We start from the raw sequence: 16,517 nt of genomic DNA, 5'->3' as shown, positions 1-16,517 counted from the left end.
ACTTAAAAACTCACATTGATTTTTTATTGTGGGAAATGGTGGAGCTGTGGGGAGTTGAACCCCAGTCCAAAAGTAAGATAATCTTAAGAATCTACATGTTTAGTAGGCATTGACATCTTTTTGTGGCTACCCAACACCCCAAGGCAAAATCCACAAGCAACCTAAATCTTTTCTCCTTACTCAAGGTGTGGAAAGGAGAGCATCTAGCAGGGAATGACAGCTTAAGATTCTAGCTAGAATAGAATGTCTTAAACCGGCTCCAAAAAGCGATTAACTTACGCTACTTTTGCGTAAGCTGGAGCGTAATTTGTATTGTTTGCGTTTATGAATTGTGGTAGTTTTAGAGCTTACCAGCTCACATGCACCTAAGCCTCTTTGCTCCTGTCGAAAGCCAATCAGCCCCATTTAAGATTCTAAGCGGAATCTAAAGGGGCGGATTATATCCCTTTTCTTGAGTGCTTGTCAAGGTATTTATTCATAGTTTTTAGCACAAGCAGTGTCCCAAAAAAGCCCAAAATTGCTCCAGCACAAACTTGCAGGGGCGTGTGCCATAAATTTAAAATCCTTGAATACCCAACAAATCCTGCCAAAATAATAAGATACACACCCCACCACACACCCAAATACCGCCAAGCCAACGCCGCAGCGATGAAAGCAGAGGCAGTATGTCCGCTAGGAAATCCCTTAAACTCGCCATTGATAGGACGCCTTGCAATCTCAACAAAATCCATTATCCACGCAGAATCCATAAAAGTATGTGCCGCATAGTTAAAGGCTAGTTTCAGCCCAAAGGCAATACCAAAGATGATAACACAACTCACAAGCAACGCTCTAAGCGGAATAAATCGCTTTTGAATGAGCCATATAATCCCAAGCGGAATAAGCATAAAGCGAAATACATCGCCATACAGCTCATTATTATACAGCCATAGGCTAAGGGCAAACGCACCGATAAGCCCAATATATAGAATCTGCCTTATTGCTTGATTTTTCATTCTCTCTCCTTTTGATTTGTAATGTTTTCACCCAAGCCGTCTTCACCCAACGCCTTTTCACTCAAAGATTCCCCACTCAAAGTGCCTGTGTTACTCATCTCGCTCGTATCACTCAAAGTATCCATAACGCCCACCACTTCACGCAAACGCTCACTATCAAAATGCGTGTAAATGCGACTTGTATTCAAATCGGCGTGTCCTAAAGCTTCTTGCACCATAACAAGATCGTGTTTTTGCTGATAGAGTAGGGTAGCAAAGGAATGCCGCAGCATATGTGCGCCATTTTTCTCCTTGCGGATTCCCGCTTGGGTTAGAATCTTTTCTACATTTTGATAGATATAGCTTTGTGTAAGAGCCTTGCCCTTTGTATTACAAAAAAGCAAATCGTGCAAAGGGGCAAAAGATGGACGCTGTGTGAGCCATACATCAAGCAGATTTTGTATGTGGCTTTGGCGTATCATCGCCACACGCGGCTTATTGCCCTTGCCCCGAATTTGAATAATATAGCAATCAAGGTGCGGATATATATCTTTCCTACGCAGGCTCAAAGTCTCGCTGACGCGAATGCCCGTATAAACGATAAGTTTGATAATAAGCTTATTTCTCGCAGCAACCTTTTCTCCAAGCTCTGCCTCATCAATGGCTTGTAAAAATCGCTCTAGCTCATCTTGGTTTAAATACGCAGGGAGCTTTTGCCCACTTTTGCCCTGCAGAGCGGTGATTTTTAGCGTAATGTCATAGACATAGGACTTGCCCTCAAACTCATTTTGCTTATCAATATAGCCAAAAAGCCCGATGAGTGCGATGCGGTAGTTTTTCTTACTCGCATTTGAAAGCGTACTTGTCTCAACGCTCAAAAAATCACTTAGCACCTCTTCATCAATAGATTCCATAGTGTGAAAATGCCCTTGTGTTTGTGTTAGGAAAGTGTAGAGCTTAAGCAGTGGGGTAGAGTAGGTGTTTATCCCTATCATACCGGCTTTTCTTACACTTTTACACAAAGATTCTAGCTGATGTATGGAGCTAATCTCATCATTACTTAGGGCGTTAATCGCCTGTAAAATCATCTCTTTGTTTAACACTTGGTGATTAGATAATGTCGTAAGCTTGTAGCGGATAAAACGCGTAATCCAAAAGAGCAATGTCTGCGAAAACTCATCTTTATAATTTAAGGGATATTTCATTTTGGTTTAGCCCCTTGCCTTAATTTATTAGATTCTTGGTTTATTAAATCCTTAATTTATTAGATTCTTGGTTTATTAAATCCTTGAAGTCTTTGAATTTTTAAAGTTTTCTTTAAAAGATATTGAAAGACATTTTGGGATTATAACATAATTTAGTTATGAAAACTATACTTTTCAAACTTTTTTCCATTATTATACACTATAAACCCCTTATTTACGATATTTTAGAAAAGTGTAGAGCTTTACTAGCAAAAACACTTTTCAAACAAAAATTAAAAAAGTAACTAATCATAAAAAAGCTTAAAAACAAATAAAAGTTTTTCATCTGCTTAAACCTTTTATTTTATCTTGTGCTTTTTTATTGAAACTTTCTAAAAGTTTGAGGCTTTTAGAATCTAATGTAATGCCTTTGTCTTTAACTTCTTTTACTAGAGCATTACAACGCACAAGATATTTAGCTTCTTGGCTCTTGCTGTAATTTCTTAAATTTCTATCTAATCGTGTTTGCAAGGGAGCAGAATCATTTGTTTGTGTTGTAGATTCTGCTTGTATCCCCTGCTCTGTTGCTTGTATATCTCTATTTTGCTCGTTTATCTGTTTTATGCTTGTATCTTGTTGCATTTGCTTGTATGTATCGATTGCTTTCTGCCTTTCTAGCTCTGTAAGTTTTTGCTCGGCTTGTCTTAACTTTGTGAGCTCGTGGATTCTGATTCTAGGCGTGAGAGTATGGATTCTTCCAACTCTATTACTTGTTGCTCCAAAGCTTTGGCTTCCCTCGCCCATTGCTCTGCTTCGTCTGCTTCTCTCTTCAATCGTGCTTCTAATTCGTCCAATGGCTCTGCCGCTCTCTCTTTCCACTCTTTGGGTATAACTATCTCTTTCCCCGCTCTTTCTTGTAGAGGTATTGTCATTTTGTAGCTCCTTTATGTATTCTTCTAATGAAAATTTTTCTAAAAAGTTCTCATTAGAATCTAAAATAAAAAAATGATATGGGTTCTCTTTGTCTTGGATTATTTTATGCCCACTCTCCGATTCAATTTTTTTAAACTCTGCATAGAGTATTAAAAATAATTGAAACTCCCCTTTTGTTTCACCCATAACATTTTAACCTTTTAAAAAAAGTATAACGAAATGGAGGAGAAAAAGTTTGTAAAAGTTTTGGCTCTTTGATTAAAAAACAAATCAAAGAGATTGCAAAAATTTTCAAGCAAACTTTTCTAAAAAATCTCAAAAAAGTTTTGGTCCTTTTTGAGATTTTAACAAACAGCACTTTAAAAAAAATTGAAAATTTTTTTTGGGGTGCTAGTTTGTTGTCCTCCATTTCGTTATCACTCCATTTCGGACAAGTTTTGTATGCTTGTATAATTTCTTTTTGCATTTTATTTTTTCTTATTCTGCATATTCTTTTATTATGATTGTCGGATTACTTTGTTTAGAATTAAAATATCGCGTTCTTAATTTTTTTAATTCTATTTCAAAATATCTTTTATGCTTTTTCTCTTTCTCCAAAAGAATTTTTAAACTATTAATTTCGTTCTGAAGTTGGATTATTTTTTTTGTAAATGTTATCATCTCTCTACTCCTTTGTTTTGGTTTTTACTCTTATCGCGATTCTTTGTAATCTCCTCTGCCCTTTTATACATTTTTGGGTAATCTATTCTGATATTGGGGCATTCTTTGAGTGCGGATTCTAATTTCTTGTCAATGCGCCTTACATATTCTTGCTTTGTGTCTTTGTGTGTGCTGTAATCGTGTAAGTCAATATCTTTGTTTATTTGCCTTGCGAATGCTATTTCAAGCTTTATATTCTTAGAGAAGTCTTGTATCTTGTCCTTGCATTCTTTGATTTTATTAAGGCTCTGCTTTATAAAATCATTGCTTAGGGCTTTGTCTTTCATCTCATTAAGCTTTTTGCTAAATTCTTGAGGATTTGGCTTTTTCCCTATGCCTAGCTCATACATACCTTTTTCTAGGTCATATAAGCACTTTAAGAAGTCAAAAACATTCCTTGAGTTTTGAATCTCATTCACTGCTCTATCAAGTGTGCTAGAATCTCCTTCTTGCTCTTTAGCCTCGTTGTTCTCCTCTTGATGTATCTTTGCTTCTTGGCTCTGCTGTTTTTTAATACCTTCTTCTGCTTTTTGCATTATGGATATTGCCTTATCAATATCTTTATACTGCTCCTCATAATTTTTAAGGATATTCTCGGCGTGTTGCTCTTTTGCCTTTGGTGTTTTGCATAAATCAAAGTCGGTGCTAAAGGCTTTTGTAATACCTTGCTCCATTTCTTGTCCTTTTAGCTCTGCGCTTAGCTTTCTTTTATAGTTTATGATGTTTTGCGTAAAGTTTTTGAGCTCCGTGTCGCTTCTCTCTAAATACTCTTTATTTTTCACGATGTCGCAAAAATCCTTTACTTTTTGCTTATCTTGCTTTTCTAGCTTATGCTCTTTAGCAAGTTTTTGTAAGGCTTTGGATTGATTTTCAATGATAAGCACCATTTCTTGCCTGTTTGCTGTTCCCATTTCAAAAGCTTTAAAGCTAGATTCTAAAGCCTCTTGCTCTGCTTCTTGTAGCTCTTGTTCTCGCGCTTCTTGTAGCTCTTGTTCTCTTAAGTCTTTTTCCATTGTCTTGCTCCTTTGTGTTGGTTTGGATTTAAAAGGGGAAAGCTTAGGTTTTGTTGGCTCTGTTTGCGATTCTTTGCCCTGCTCTGCCTCTTGGGCTTTATACTGCCATTTACTCCTTAAGCGTAAAAGCTTTTTTGGCTCTTGCTCTGTTGGAAGCTCTGCATTATTGGCTTGTGCTAAAAGCTTATTCATCGCGTGGGCTTGGCTATCATTAATGCTTTGTAGAATCTGTTCTTTGCCTTGCTCTGTTGCCTTTAAAAACTCTATGAGTTTTGCCTCTGCGTTAAATTCTTGGCTCTGATGATGTTTTAGCTCTTGCTTTATCTCTTTTGTAAGTTTGTGGATATTTTCTAGAATCTTATTTGCCTTGTGGTCTAGCTGGTATCTGTTTATATGCTCTCTCTTGTGCTTTTTGCCTCTTTGCATTCCTAAGACTTCCGCGTTTAAGTCTTGCATACGCGACAAGTCCTTTTTGCTAAATTGTCTAAATACGCTTTTATGCGTTGTAAAATCATAATTTAAAAAAATGATGTGCGCGTGATAGTTATACTGCTTTTCGTGCGTGAGCTTATTTATATGCCCCTCGTCGCGGTGTATTGCGATATGTAAAGCATTTAAGTTATATTCTTTTTTGAGCCTCTGCGTTAGATTCTCTAGGTCTTGCATTGTGTGGTGTTCTTGGAGATTCACAATGCTTTCTTTAAAGATTTGCGCCTTTTTCTGCATAGATTGCCCCCACGCTTTGCGGTAGTCCTCGCGCGCTCTCATCTCTAATTGTAAAAATTCATCTCTTGTAATGCCCTTATATTCGTTTCTTTCTGGCGTGTCTAGCGCGTAAATAGGGCTTCCTATTTGTGCTAAATCTTGATTCTTTTCTGCCTTTGCGATTCTGCTGTCTGTAAAATTGAGTGTGCGCGTGTTGTGTTCGTAGGCAAGTCGCGCGTTACTTGGCTTTTTCCTTGCGCCTTTGCCTTTGGTGCTGTTAAAATGTATGGAGCTTTGCGCGGGTTTAGATTTAAAAAAGTTAAGTGAGCTTTGCAAGGATTGCGCCTTTTTCTGCAAAGATTCATCTTTAATCTTGCCTACACGCTTAAAAATATCCTCGTATTCTTTTAGAATCTCACTCTTACTCATTGGCTCTCCCCCTATTCAAACATAATGGGTAAGCCTATTTCGTTATACCTTACCTCGTCTTTAAACTTAGAGAATGTATCATTTTCAAAAAGCTTTGAAAACTCCTTTTCGCTTTTATCTACGAGCTCTTTTTCGTTTTTCCTTGTTGCTTTTTCTCTTTTTTCCTCCTGTTCCTTACTTAGAAACTCTATGATGAAATTATTTGAGTTCATAGACATTTCATATTGCACCATAGAGAGCTGTAAAATCTGTTCTAAAGTGCATTTGTGGTATTTGCTACTTCTTGGGGGTTAGTCGCTTTTTTAGCACTTTCTGTTATTTTACTTACTTTGTTTCTTATGTTTTTGATGTTGTAAATGCTGTTCTTGTCCTCTTGCTCTGAATCAAAGCGTTTATAAAATTCCGCCCATTGCGTAAGCTTTTGGTCTGTGGCTTTACTTCGTATGTATTCTTGTGTATTTTTTATGCGTTGTAAATCTTTTTTTGCTTCCTCGTATGCCTTGTAGTCTTTCTTTCTAAGGGCTTCATCTGCCTTTTTTCTAAGCTCATCTTTTATGTCTATCATATCCATAGGATTTTCAAGCACTCCTAAGCAGCTTAAAACCGCTTTGCTTTTCTCGTCCTTGTCTTTGTATTTTCCCTTACTTAGCTTTTCCCTCGCTTCTTTAAATTTATCATTTTTGCTTAAAAACTCGCAATTCTCGTTTATCTCTGCAAACATTTGCGTAAAAACACTTGGGATTTCATTTGCCTTTTTTATCCCGCTTATCATTTCATCACTCATAGAATCTATATCTTGCAAAATTTTGCCGACTCTGCCTGTGTCGATTCCCATAGCCCTAAGCTCTGCTTCGTATCTTGTAAATTCTTGTATCATTTGCGTATATTGCAATATGCTTTGAGCAATTGAGCTAACATCAATCACAGGAAAGTTTGCTTGAGCAGTGCTAAGTCCCACACTTAAGCAAAAAGCGATACTAGGTAATTTTTTTGCGATTTTCATTTTCCTACTCCTTAAAAGTCTTTTGGCGTGTATTTATCAAAAATCATCTCCCAACCGTATTTATCCGTGTGCTTATAGATAAGCATTATTTCCATAATCTCGTAATGCTGTTTCATAAAGCGCATAGCTTCATCTTTCTTTTGAAAATGCTTACTTTGTAAGGGTGTGCCTTGTGCCTTTGGCTTAGGTGGCATAAATGGCTTTCCTTTCTTTTGTGTTGGGGCGGATTCTGTGGGGCTTTGCTCTGCTATTTGCTTCTCTAGGTTCTCTTGTAGCTCTTTTAGCATTTCTTGTCGTTCGCTTCGCCTTTTATGGTGCTTTGGCTTTTTAAAGTCGCGTTGCATATTGTCTATATCTTTTTTTAGCTTGGCTTTGGCTTCGTTGATTTTGCCTCCCGCGCTTAATTTGTAATACACTCTATAAAACACTCTTTTTCCCCTTTTAAAAGCCAAACATTGGATTCTGTAAGTGTAAGGTATGGTTTTAACATTTTGAGCGTTTTAAGGGCAAAATGTGTGCGTTTTTTGAGTTGAAAACATTAAGAATAACTGAATCAATACCTTAACAAAGTCTTAATTTTCTGTGCGGCTCTCTTTTTAACTAATGATGTTTTTAACTCTTTTTACGAGGCTTACAAAGTCCTATTTTACGAGCTTAATTTTTGCTATTCTACATTTTTCAATGTGTGCGCTACTTTTTTCAATGTGAAAATGGGCAGTTATTCTACTTTTTTCAATGTGAATTTTTTGCGCAAATCTACATTTTTCAATGTGTTACGAATAGCGACAATAGAATAATAAGGGGGGTTATTTTTTAGGGGTTGTAGGTTTCCAAAGATTGCTTTTGTAAATTGCTAGAATCGTAATACAATCTTTACTTATGGCAAAAGGTATCACATAGCCTTTGTATATAAGGTCTCTTATGTCCTCTTGGTTGATTTGTGGATTCTTTCTGTAAGCTTTTGGGCTTGAGGGTAAAGCGTGGATTTTTGCCATAAGCTCATTATAAAAAGATTCTGCATTGCTAGGGCTATGCTGTGCGATATATTCCAAAATAGCATTTAAAGAAGTGCTAAAATGCTTATTGAAACTAATTTGCATATTTTGCCCTTAAGTTCTTTAAATGTGCTTGTGCTTGTTTGTCAAGCTCTTTAAAACTTATGGTTTCTAGCTCTCCGCGCTTGTATTGCGTGTAAATCTCTTTAAGATTCTGTGTGTCGGCTTTGCTTAAATCCGCTTCTGTCTTTGTGGCTTTAACTTTGAGGTTTGCAATCTTAGCCATTTCTCGCACTGCTTTCAAAAACTCTTTGTTCGCGTTTTCTATGGTGATAATCATTTCTTTTGCCCCTTTATTTCAAAAGTGATTTTAAGGCTTTGCCCTTTTCGTATAACTCTAGCTTCTCCGCGCTCATTGCCTCTATATCTCCAAATGTAAGCCTTGTATATAGAGCCGCTTTGTAGGTATTACACAAATGCTCTATATGTTTTACCGCATTCCAGTCCCTGCAAGGGATTTTTACGCGGTAAGCTCTCCAGTTCTCCACAAGGATAAAAACGCCATTTTCATTATGACTTGTGTCTATGATTTTCCACACATTCCTAAAATCTTTTGCTTTACCCATTGAGAGAGATTCTCCGATTAGGTATCTTGCCTTATCTGCGATATTCCTATATCGCGCCATTAGTCGCTTATTCTGCCCCTCTAATCGCTTATTTATTCCTTTATAATCAAAGGTAAAAATAAGCTTATCTACTTTCTTGCCTACTTTTTCGGTTTGTATGTCTAGCAACTCCACATTAAAAGCATTAAGTAGCATATCTTTTCTAAAGTTTGTGAGGATTTTTTGATTAAACACTCCAAAATCTTTTCGTTCGGCTCTATGTCGTGGCAAACCCAAAGTATCGCACAATGTCTTGTAATCGATTACCAAGCATTGCCGATTCTGCCTTAGCTCTGTTAAAAGCATTATATAAAGTCGTATGCTATAAAAGCTTCGTAAGTCTTTGATTTCTGTGTAATTAAATTTTACAAAATCACGCCTAAGCTCAAGCAAAAAAGGCTTAAGCGTATCATTAAATTTAAATTTTAAAAATGCTTTATCATCTTGTTTTTTAATATATTTAAAAAATGGAACAGCAATAGCAGATTCTCCATTATCGCTAAAATAGGTTTTTTCAGCTAATTTCTGCATAATATCGTATAAATAGGATTCGTTATTTATGTTTTTCTCGTGTTGTAAAATTTCTGCTAATTCTCTTGTTGTAACTTCTTGCTCTATAAATTCGCTTTGATTTACAGAATCAAGCGTTGCAAACATAGCAAGGAGTATTTTAAACTCGCTTACACTCATATTAAAGCGCGCATAAGAAAAATCGTTAAGTTGCACGATTACTAACCTCTTTAAATCTATTTTCTTTCTATTATAGCATTTATTTATGTTGTTTTTCTTATTTTTCTCTGTTTTTCTCAAAGTTTGATTACTATACTTTTCAAACTTTTTTCCATTATTATACACTATAAACCCCTTATTTACGATATTTTAGAAAAGTGTAGAGCTTTACTAGCAAAAACACTTTTCAAACAAAAATTAAAAAAGTAACTAATCATAAAAAAGCTTAAAAACAAATAAAAGTTTTTCATCTGCTTAAACCTTTTATTTTATCTTGTGCTTTTTTATTGAAACTTTCTAAAAGTTTGAGGCTTTTAGAATCTAATGTAATGCCTTTGTCTTTAACTTCTTTTACTAGAGCATTACAACGCACAAGATATTTAGCTTCTTGGCTCTTGCTGTAATTTCTTAAATTTCTATCTAATCGTGTTTGCAAGGGAGCAGAATCATTTGTTTGTGTTGTAGATTCTGCTTGTATCCCCTGCTCTGTTGCTTGTATATCTCTATTTTGCTCGTTTATCTGTTTTATGCTTGTATCTTGTTGCATTTGCTTGTATGTATCGATTGCTTTCTGCCTTTCTAGCTCTGTAAGTTTTTGCTCGGCTTGTCTTAACTTTGTGAGCTCGTGGATTCTGATTCTAGGCGTGAGAGTATGGATTCTTCCAACTCTATTACTTGTTGCTCCTATGCTTTGGCTTCCCTCGCCCATTGCTCTGCTTCGTCTGCTTCTCTCTTCAATCGTGCTTCTAATTCGTCCAATGGCTCTGCCGCTCTCTCTTTCCTCTCTTTGGGTATAACTATCTCTTTCCCCGCTCTTTCTTGTAGAGGTATTGTCATTTTGTAGCTCCTTTATGTATTCTTCTAATGAAAATTTTTCTAAAAAGTTCTCATTAGAATCTAAAATAAAAAAATGATATGGGTTCTCTTTGTCTTGGATTATTTTATGCCCACTCTCCGATTCAATTTTTTTAAACTCTGCATAGAGTATTAAAAATAATTGAAACTCCCCTTTTGTTTCACCCATAACATTTTAACCTTTTAAAAAAAGTATAACGAAATGGAGGAGAAAAAGTTTGTAAAAGTTTTGGCTCTTTGATTAAAAAACAAATCAAAGAGATTGCAAAAATTTTCAAGCAAACTTTTCTAAAAAATCTCAAAAAAGTTTTGGTCCTTTTTGAGATTTTAACAAACAGCACTTTAAAAAAAATTGAAAATTTTTTTTGGGGTGCTAGTTTGTTGTCCTCCATTTCGTTATCACTCCATTTCGGACAAGTTTTGTATGCTTGTATAATTTCTTTTTGCATTTTATTTTTTCTTATTCTGCATATTCTTTTATTATGATTGTCGGATTACTTTGTTTAGAATTAAAATATCGCGTTCTTAATTTTTTTAATTCTATTTCAAAATATCTTTTATGCTTTTTCTCTTTCTCCAAAAGAATTTTTAAACTATTAATTTCGTTCTGAAGTTGGATTATTTTTTTTGTAAATGTTATCATCTCTCTACTCCTTTGTTTTGGTTTTTACTCTTATCGCGATTCTTTGTAATCTCCTCTGCCCTTTTATACATTTTTGGGTAATCTATTCTGATATTGGGGCATTCTTTGAGTGCGGATTCTAATTTCTTGTCAATGCGCCTTACATATTCTTGCTTTGTGTCTTTGTGTGTGCTGTAATCGTGTAAGTCAATATCTTTGTTTATTTGCCTTGCGAATGCTATTTCAAGCTTTATATTCTTAGAGAAGTCTTGTATCTTGTCCTTGCATTCTTTGATTTTATTAAGGCTCTGCTTTATAAAATCATTGCTTAGGGCTTTGTCTTTCATCTCATTAAGCTTTTTGCTAAATTCTTGAGGATTTGGCTTTTTCCCTATGCCTAGCTCATACATACCTTTTTCTAGGTCATATAAGCACTTTAAGAAGTCAAAAACATTCCTTGAGTTTTGAATCTCATTCACTGCTCTATCAAGTGTGCTAGAATCTCCTTCTTGCTCTTTAGCCTCGTTGTTCTCCTCTTGATGTATCTTTGCTTCTTGGCTCTGCTGTTTTTTAATACCTTCTTCTGCTTTTTGCATTATGGATATTGCCTTATCAATATCTTTATACTGCTCCTCATAATTTTTAAGGATATTCTCGGCGTGTTGCTCTTTTGCCTTTGGTGTTTTGCATAAATCAAAGTCGGTGCTAAAGGCTTTTGTAATACCTTGCTCCATTTCTTGTCCTTTTAGCTCTGCGCTTAGCTTTCTTTTATAGTTTATGATGTTTTGCGTAAAGTTTTTGAGCTCCGTGTCGCTTCTCTCTAAATACTCTTTATTTTTCACGATGTCGCAAAAATCCTTTACTTTTTGCTTATCTTGCTTTTCTAGCTTATGCTCTTTAGCAAGTTTTTGTAAGGCTTTGGATTGATTTTCAATGATAAGCACCATTTCTTGCCTGTTTGCTGTTCCCATTTCAAAAGCTTTAAAGCTAGATTCTAAAGCCTCTTGCTCTGCTTCTTGTAGCTCTTGTTCTCGCGCTTCTTGTAGCTCTTGTTCTCTTAAGTCTTTTTCCATTGTCTTGCTCCTTTGTGTTGGTTTGGATTTAAAAGGGGAAAGCTTAGGTTTTGTTGGCTCTGTTTGCGATTCTTTGCCCTGCTCTGCCTCTTGGGCTTTATACTGCCATTTACTCCTTAAGCGTAAAAGCTTTTTTGGCTCTTGCTCTGTTGGAAGCTCTGCATTATTGGCTTGTGCTAAAAGCTTATTCATCGCGTGGGCTTGGCTATCATTAATGCTTTGTAGAATCTGTTCTTTGCCTTGCTCTGTTGCCTTTAAAAACTCTATGAGTTTTGCCTCTGCGTTAAATTCTTGGCTCTGATGATGTTTTAGCTCTTGCTTTATCTCTTTTGTAAGTTTGTGGATATTTTCTAGAATCTTATTTGCCTTGTGGTCTAGCTGGTATCTGTTTATATGCTCTCTCTTGTGCTTTTTGCCTCTTTGCATTCCTAAGACTTCCGCGTTTAAGTCTTGCATACGCGACAAGTCCTTTTTGCTAAATTGTCTAAATACGCTTTTATGCGTTGTAAAATCATAATTTAAAAAAATGATGTGCGCGTGATAGTTATACTGCTTTTCGTGCGTGAGCTTATTTATATGCCCCTCGTCGCGGTGTATTGCGATATGTAAAGCATTTAAGTTATATTCTTTTTTGAGCCTCTGCGTTAGATTCTCTAGGTCTTGCATTGTGTGGTGTTCTTGGAGATTCACAATGCTTTCTTTAAAGATTTGCGCCTTTTTCTGCATAGATTGCCCCCACGCTTTGCGGTAGTCCTCGCGCGCTCTCATCTCTAATTGTAAAAATTCATCTCTTGTAATGCCCTTATATTCGTTTCTTTCTGGCGTGTCTAGCGCGTAAATAGGGCTTCCTATTTGTGCTAAATCTTGATTCTTTTCTGCCTTTGCGATTCTGCTGTCTGTAAAATTGAGTGTGCGCGTGTTGTGTTCGTAGGCAAGTCGCGCGTTACTTGGCTTTTTCCTTGCGCCTTTGCCTTTGGTGCTGTTAAAATGTATGGAGCTTTGCGCGGGTTTAGATTTAAAAAAGTTAAGTGAGCTTTGCAAGGATTGCGCCTTTTTCTGCAAAGATTCATCTTTAATCTTGCCTACACGCTTAAAAATATCCTCGTATTCTTTTAGAATCTCACTCTTACTCATTGGCTCTCCCCCTATTCAAACATAATGGGTAAGCCTATTTCGTTATACCTTACCTCGTCTTTAAACTTAGAGAATGTATCATTTTCAAAAAGCTTTGAAAACTCCTTTTCGCTTTTATCTACGAGCTCTTTTTCGTTTTTCCTTGTTGCTTTTTCTCTTTTTTCCTCCTGTTCCTTACTTAGAAACTCTATGATGAAATTATTTGAGTTCATAGACATTTCATATTGCACCATAGAGAGCTGTAAAATCTGTTCTAAAGTGCATTTGTGGTATTTGCTACTTCTTGGGGGTTAGTCGCTTTTTTAGCACTTTCTGTTATTTTACTTACTTTGTTTCTTATGTTTTTGATGTTGTAAATGCTGTTCTTGTCCTCTTGCTCTGAATCAAAGCGTTTATAAAATTCCGCCCATTGCGTAAGCTTTTGGTCTGTGGCTTTACTTCGTATGTATTCTTGTGTATTTTTTATGCGTTGTAAATCTTTTTTTGCTTCCTCGTATGCCTTGTAGTCTTTCTTTCTAAGGGCTTCATCTGCCTTTTTTCTAAGCTCATCTTTTATGTCTATCATATCCATAGGATTTTCAAGCACTCCTAAGCAGCTTAAAACCGCTTTGCTTTTCTCGTCCTTGTCTTTGTATTTTCCCTTACTTAGCTTTTCCCTCGCTTCTTTAAATTTATCATTTTTGCTTAAAAACTCGCAATTCTCGTTTATCTCTGCAAACATTTGCGTAAAAACACTTGGGATTTCATTTGCCTTTTTTATCCCGCTTATCATTTCATCACTCATAGAATCTATATCTTGCAAAATTTTGCCGACTCTGCCTGTGTCGATTCCCATAGCCCTAAGCTCTGCTTCGTATCTTGTAAATTCTTGTATCATTTGCGTATATTGCAATATGCTTTGAGCAATTGAGCTAACATCAATCACAGGAAAGTTTGCTTGAGCAGTGCTAAGTCCCACACTTAAGCAAAAAGCGATACTAGGTAATTTTTTTGCGATTTTCATTTTCCTACTCCTTAAAAGTCTTTTGGCGTGTATTTATCAAAAATCATCTCCCAACCGTATTTATCCGTGTGCTTATAGATAAGCATTATTTCCATAATCTCGTAATGCTGTTTCATAAAGCGCATAGCTTCATCTTTCTTTTGAAAATGCTTACTTTGTAAGGGTGTGCCTTGTGCCTTTGGCTTAGGTGGCATAAATGGCTTTCCTTTCTTTTGTGTTGGGGCGGATTCTGTGGGGCTTTGCTCTGCTATTTGCTTCTCTAGGTTCTCTTGTAGCTCTTTTAGCATTTCTTGTCGTTCGCTTCGCCTTTTATGGTGCTTTGGCTTTTTAAAGTCGCGTTGCATATTGTCTATATCTTTTTTTAGCTTGGCTTTGGCTTCGTTGATTTTGCCTCCCGCGCTTAATTTGTAATACACTCTATAAAACACTCTTTTTCCCCTTTTAAAAGCCAAACATTGGATTCTGTAAGTGTAAGGTATGGTTTTAACATTTTGAGCGTTTTAAGGGCAAAATGTGTGCGTTTTTTGAGTTGAAAACATTAAGAATAACTGAATCAATACCTTAACAAAGTCTTAATTTTCTGTGCGGCTCTCTTTTTAACTAATGATGTTTTTAACTCTTTTTACGAGGCTTACAAAGTCCTATTTTACGAGCTTAATTTTTGCTATTCTACATTTTTCAATGTGTGCGCTACTTTTTTCAATGTGAAAATGGGCAGTTATTCTACTTTTTTCAATGTGAATTTTTTGCGCAAATCTACATTTTTCAATGTGTTACGAATAGCGACAATAGAATAATAAGGGGGGTTATTTTTTAGGGGTTGTAGGTTTCCAAAGATTGCTTTTGTAAATTGCTAGAATCGTAATACAATCTTTACTTATGGCAAAAGGTATCACATAGCCTTTGTATATAAGGTCTCTTATGTCCTCTTGGTTGATTTGTGGATTCTTTCTGTAAGCTTTTGGGCTTGAGGGTAAAGCGTGGATTTTTGCCATAAGCTCATTATAAAAAGATTCTGCATTGCTAGGGCTATGCTGTGCGATATATTCCAAAATAGCATTTAAAGAAGTGCTAAAATGCTTATTGAAACTAATTTGCATATTTTGCCCTTAAGTTCTTTAAATGTGCTTGTGCTTGTTTGTCAAGCTCTTTAAAACTTATGGTTTCTAGCTCTCCGCGCTTGTATTGCGTGTAAATCTCTTTAAGATTCTGTGTGTCGGCTTTGCTTAAATCCGCTTCTGTCTTTGTGGCTTTAACTTTGAGGTTTGCAATCTTAGCCATTTCTCGCACTGCTTTCAAAAACTCTTTGTTCGCGTTTTCTATGGTGATAATCATTTCTTTTGCCCCTTTATTTCAAAAGTGATTTTAAGGCTTTGCCCTTTTCGTATAACTCTAGCTTCTCCGCGCTCATTGCCTCTATATCTCCAAATGTAAGCCTTGTATATAGAGCCGCTTTGTAGGTATTACACAAATGCTCTATATGTTTTACCGCATTCCAGTCCCTGCAAGGGATTTTTACGCGGTAAGCTCTCCAGTTCTCCACAAGGATAAAAACGCCATTTTCATTATGACTTGTGTCTATGATTTTCCACACATTCCTAAAATCTTTTGCTTTACCCATTGAGAGAGATTCTCCGATTAGGTATCTTGCCTTATCTGCGATATTCCTATATCGCGCCATTAGTCGCTTATTCTGCCCCTCTAATCGCTTATTTATTCCTTTATAATCAAAGGTAAAAATAAGCTTATCTACTTTCTTGCCTACTTTTTCGGTTTGTATGTCTAGCAACTCCACATTAAAAGCATTAAGTAGCATATCTTTTCTAAAGTTTGTGAGGATTTTTTGATTAAACACTCCAAAATCTTTTCGTTCGGCTCTATGTCGTGGCAAACCCAAAGTATCGCACAATGTCTTGTAATCGATTACCAAGCATTGCCGATTCTGCCTTAGCTCTGTTAAAAGCATTATATAAAGTCGTATGCTATAAAAGCTTCGTAAGTCTTTGATTTCTGTGTAATTAAATTTTACAAAATCACGCCTAAGCTCAAGCAAAAAAGGCTTAAGCGTATCATTAAATTTAAATTTTAAAAATGCTTTATCATCTTGTTTTTTAATATATTTAAAAAATGGAACAGCAATAGCAGATTCTCCATTATCGCTAAAATAGGTTTTTTCAGCTAATTTCTGCATAATATCGTATAAATAGGATTCGTTATTTATGTTTTTCTCGTGTTGTAAAATTTCTGCTAATTCTCTTGTTGTAACTTCTTGCTCTATAAATTCGCTTTGATTTACAGAATCAAGCGTTGCAAACATAGCAAGGAGTATTTTAAACTCGCTTACACTCATATTAAAGCGCGCATAAGAAAAATCGTTAAGTTGCACGATTACTAACCTCTTTAAATCTATTTTCTTTCTATTATAGCATTTATTTATGTTGTTTTTCTTATTTTTCTCTGTTTTTCTCAAAGTTTGATTACTATACTTTTCAAACTTTTTT

Annotated in this window: 20 protein-coding genes and 1 other RNA gene; all 21 read right to left on the bottom strand. The window is 35.8% G+C overall.

Going from position 1 to position 16,517, the window contains the following annotated elements; translation table 11 throughout:
* Nucleotides 1–36 precede the first annotated feature (36 nt).
* Nucleotides 37–403: a transfer-messenger RNA gene (ssrA, locus tag LS74_RS00095) on the bottom strand.
* Between the two features lie 34 nt (nt 404–437).
* Entirely contained in the window at nt 438–995 is a 558-nt protein-coding gene (locus LS74_RS00090; RefSeq protein WP_138128631.1) for a phosphatase PAP2 family protein, read from the bottom strand.
* Nucleotides 992–2,179, bottom strand: coding sequence for a tyrosine-type recombinase/integrase (locus LS74_RS00085; RefSeq protein WP_034589673.1), 1,188 nt, complete (start codon nt 2,177–2,179; stop codon nt 992–994). Before LS74_RS00085 ends, LS74_RS00090 begins: the two co-directional genes overlap by 4 nt.
* 321 nt (nt 2,180–2,500) lie before the next feature.
* On the bottom strand, nt 2,501–3,277 hold the full coding sequence (locus LS74_RS11120; RefSeq protein WP_236096725.1) for a hypothetical protein: 777 nt from the start codon (nt 3,275–3,277) through the stop codon (nt 2,501–2,503).
* A 291-nt stretch (nt 3,278–3,568) separates the two neighbouring features.
* Nucleotides 3,569–3,751, bottom strand: a complete 183-nt coding sequence (locus tag LS74_RS00075; RefSeq protein ID WP_034588375.1) for a hypothetical protein — start codon at nt 3,749–3,751, stop codon at nt 3,569–3,571.
* Complete coding sequence (locus LS74_RS00070) at nt 3,748–5,937, bottom strand: hypothetical protein (RefSeq protein ID WP_052086470.1); 2,190 nt, start codon at nt 5,935–5,937, stop codon at nt 3,748–3,750. The genes LS74_RS00075 and LS74_RS00070 overlap by 4 nt, the downstream gene beginning before the upstream one ends.
* 11 nt (nt 5,938–5,948) lie before the next feature.
* A complete protein-coding gene (locus LS74_RS11115; protein WP_052086468.1) occupies nt 5,949–6,155 on the bottom strand; it encodes a hypothetical protein in 207 nt (68 codons plus the stop codon).
* Nucleotides 6,156–6,190: 35 nt separating this feature from the next.
* Complete coding sequence (locus tag LS74_RS00065) at nt 6,191–6,940, bottom strand: hypothetical protein (protein ID WP_052086466.1); 750 nt, start codon at nt 6,938–6,940, stop codon at nt 6,191–6,193.
* Nucleotides 6,941–6,951: 11 nt separating this feature from the next.
* Nucleotides 6,952–7,368, bottom strand: coding sequence for a hypothetical protein (locus LS74_RS00060; RefSeq protein ID WP_034588374.1), 417 nt, complete (start codon nt 7,366–7,368; stop codon nt 6,952–6,954).
* A gap of 378 nt (nt 7,369–7,746) precedes the next feature.
* The gene (locus LS74_RS00055; protein WP_034588372.1) at nt 7,747–8,040 is read right to left on the bottom strand and encodes a type II toxin-antitoxin system RelE/ParE family toxin; all 294 of its coding nucleotides are present in this window, start codon (nt 8,038–8,040) and stop codon (nt 7,747–7,749) included.
* Entirely contained in the window at nt 8,030–8,275 is a 246-nt protein-coding gene (locus tag LS74_RS00050) for a hypothetical protein (protein ID WP_034588368.1), read from the bottom strand. The genes LS74_RS00055 and LS74_RS00050 overlap by 11 nt, the downstream gene beginning before the upstream one ends.
* Nucleotides 8,276–8,288: 13 nt before the next feature.
* Nucleotides 8,289–9,455, bottom strand: coding sequence for a replication initiation protein (locus LS74_RS00045; RefSeq protein ID WP_236096724.1), 1,167 nt, complete (start codon nt 9,453–9,455; stop codon nt 8,289–8,291).
* 121 nt (nt 9,456–9,576) lie between these two features.
* A complete protein-coding gene (locus LS74_RS11110) occupies nt 9,577–10,353 on the bottom strand; it encodes a hypothetical protein (protein ID WP_236096723.1) in 777 nt (258 codons plus the stop codon).
* Between the two features lie 291 nt (nt 10,354–10,644).
* Entirely contained in the window at nt 10,645–10,827 is a 183-nt protein-coding gene (locus LS74_RS00035; RefSeq protein WP_034588375.1) for a hypothetical protein, read from the bottom strand.
* Nucleotides 10,824–13,013: a hypothetical protein gene (locus tag LS74_RS00030; protein ID WP_052086470.1), complete on the bottom strand. Its 2,190-nt coding sequence runs from the start codon at nt 13,011–13,013 to the stop codon at nt 10,824–10,826. The genes LS74_RS00035 and LS74_RS00030 overlap by 4 nt, the downstream gene beginning before the upstream one ends.
* Before the next feature lie 11 nt (nt 13,014–13,024).
* Nucleotides 13,025–13,231 (bottom strand): hypothetical protein, encoded by a 207-nt coding sequence (locus tag LS74_RS11105; RefSeq protein WP_052086468.1) that lies wholly within the window; start codon nt 13,229–13,231, stop codon nt 13,025–13,027.
* Between the two features lie 35 nt (nt 13,232–13,266).
* Entirely contained in the window at nt 13,267–14,016 is a 750-nt protein-coding gene (locus tag LS74_RS00025; protein ID WP_052086466.1) for a hypothetical protein, read from the bottom strand.
* Between the two features lie 11 nt (nt 14,017–14,027).
* On the bottom strand, nt 14,028–14,444 hold the full coding sequence (locus LS74_RS00020; RefSeq protein ID WP_034588374.1) for a hypothetical protein: 417 nt from the start codon (nt 14,442–14,444) through the stop codon (nt 14,028–14,030).
* 378 nt (nt 14,445–14,822) lie between these two features.
* A complete protein-coding gene (locus LS74_RS00015) occupies nt 14,823–15,116 on the bottom strand; it encodes a type II toxin-antitoxin system RelE/ParE family toxin (protein WP_034588372.1) in 294 nt (97 codons plus the stop codon).
* Nucleotides 15,106–15,351: a hypothetical protein gene (locus tag LS74_RS00010; RefSeq protein ID WP_034588368.1), complete on the bottom strand. Its 246-nt coding sequence runs from the start codon at nt 15,349–15,351 to the stop codon at nt 15,106–15,108. Before LS74_RS00010 ends, LS74_RS00015 begins: the two co-directional genes overlap by 11 nt.
* Nucleotides 15,352–15,364: 13 nt before the next feature.
* On the bottom strand, nt 15,365–16,517 hold a 1,153-nt coding region (locus LS74_RS00005; protein ID WP_236096722.1), incomplete at its 5' end, for a replication initiation protein.

This window comes from Helicobacter magdeburgensis (assembly GCF_000765825.2).
In the GTDB taxonomy this organism is placed as follows: domain Bacteria; phylum Campylobacterota; class Campylobacteria; order Campylobacterales; family Helicobacteraceae; genus Helicobacter_C; species Helicobacter_C magdeburgensis.
The sequence above is the reverse complement of the archived record's forward strand: the minus strand, read 5'-3'. Positions and strand labels throughout refer to the sequence as shown.

Bases quoted from the DNA above. Each gene is read 5' to 3' on its own strand.
- LS74_RS00090 (WP_138128631.1), bottom strand. From the start codon at position 995: ATGAAAAATCAAGCAATAAGGCAGATTCTATATATTGGGCTTATCGGT.
- LS74_RS00085 (WP_034589673.1), bottom strand. From the start codon at position 2,179: ATGAAATATCCCTTAAATTATAAAGATGAGTTTTCGCAGACATTGCTC.
- LS74_RS11120 (WP_236096725.1), bottom strand. From the start codon at position 3,277: ATGGGTGAAACAAAAGGGGAGTTTCAATTATTTTTAATACTCTATGCA.
- LS74_RS00075 (WP_034588375.1), bottom strand. From the start codon at position 3,751: ATGATAACATTTACAAAAAAAATAATCCAACTTCAGAACGAAATTAAT.
- LS74_RS00070 (WP_052086470.1), bottom strand. From the start codon at position 5,937: ATGAGTAAGAGTGAGATTCTAAAAGAATACGAGGATATTTTTAAGCGT.
- LS74_RS11115 (WP_052086468.1), bottom strand. From the start codon at position 6,155: ATGTCTATGAACTCAAATAATTTCATCATAGAGTTTCTAAGTAAGGAA.
- LS74_RS00065 (WP_052086466.1), bottom strand. From the start codon at position 6,940: ATGAAAATCGCAAAAAAATTACCTAGTATCGCTTTTTGCTTAAGTGTG.
- LS74_RS00055 (WP_034588372.1), bottom strand. From the start codon at position 8,040: ATGCAAATTAGTTTCAATAAGCATTTTAGCACTTCTTTAAATGCTATT.
- LS74_RS00050 (WP_034588368.1), bottom strand. From the start codon at position 8,275: ATGATTATCACCATAGAAAACGCGAACAAAGAGTTTTTGAAAGCAGTG.
- LS74_RS11110 (WP_236096723.1), bottom strand. From the start codon at position 10,353: ATGGGTGAAACAAAAGGGGAGTTTCAATTATTTTTAATACTCTATGCA.
- LS74_RS00035 (WP_034588375.1), bottom strand. From the start codon at position 10,827: ATGATAACATTTACAAAAAAAATAATCCAACTTCAGAACGAAATTAAT.
- LS74_RS00030 (WP_052086470.1), bottom strand. From the start codon at position 13,013: ATGAGTAAGAGTGAGATTCTAAAAGAATACGAGGATATTTTTAAGCGT.
- LS74_RS11105 (WP_052086468.1), bottom strand. From the start codon at position 13,231: ATGTCTATGAACTCAAATAATTTCATCATAGAGTTTCTAAGTAAGGAA.
- LS74_RS00025 (WP_052086466.1), bottom strand. From the start codon at position 14,016: ATGAAAATCGCAAAAAAATTACCTAGTATCGCTTTTTGCTTAAGTGTG.
- LS74_RS00015 (WP_034588372.1), bottom strand. From the start codon at position 15,116: ATGCAAATTAGTTTCAATAAGCATTTTAGCACTTCTTTAAATGCTATT.
- LS74_RS00010 (WP_034588368.1), bottom strand. From the start codon at position 15,351: ATGATTATCACCATAGAAAACGCGAACAAAGAGTTTTTGAAAGCAGTG.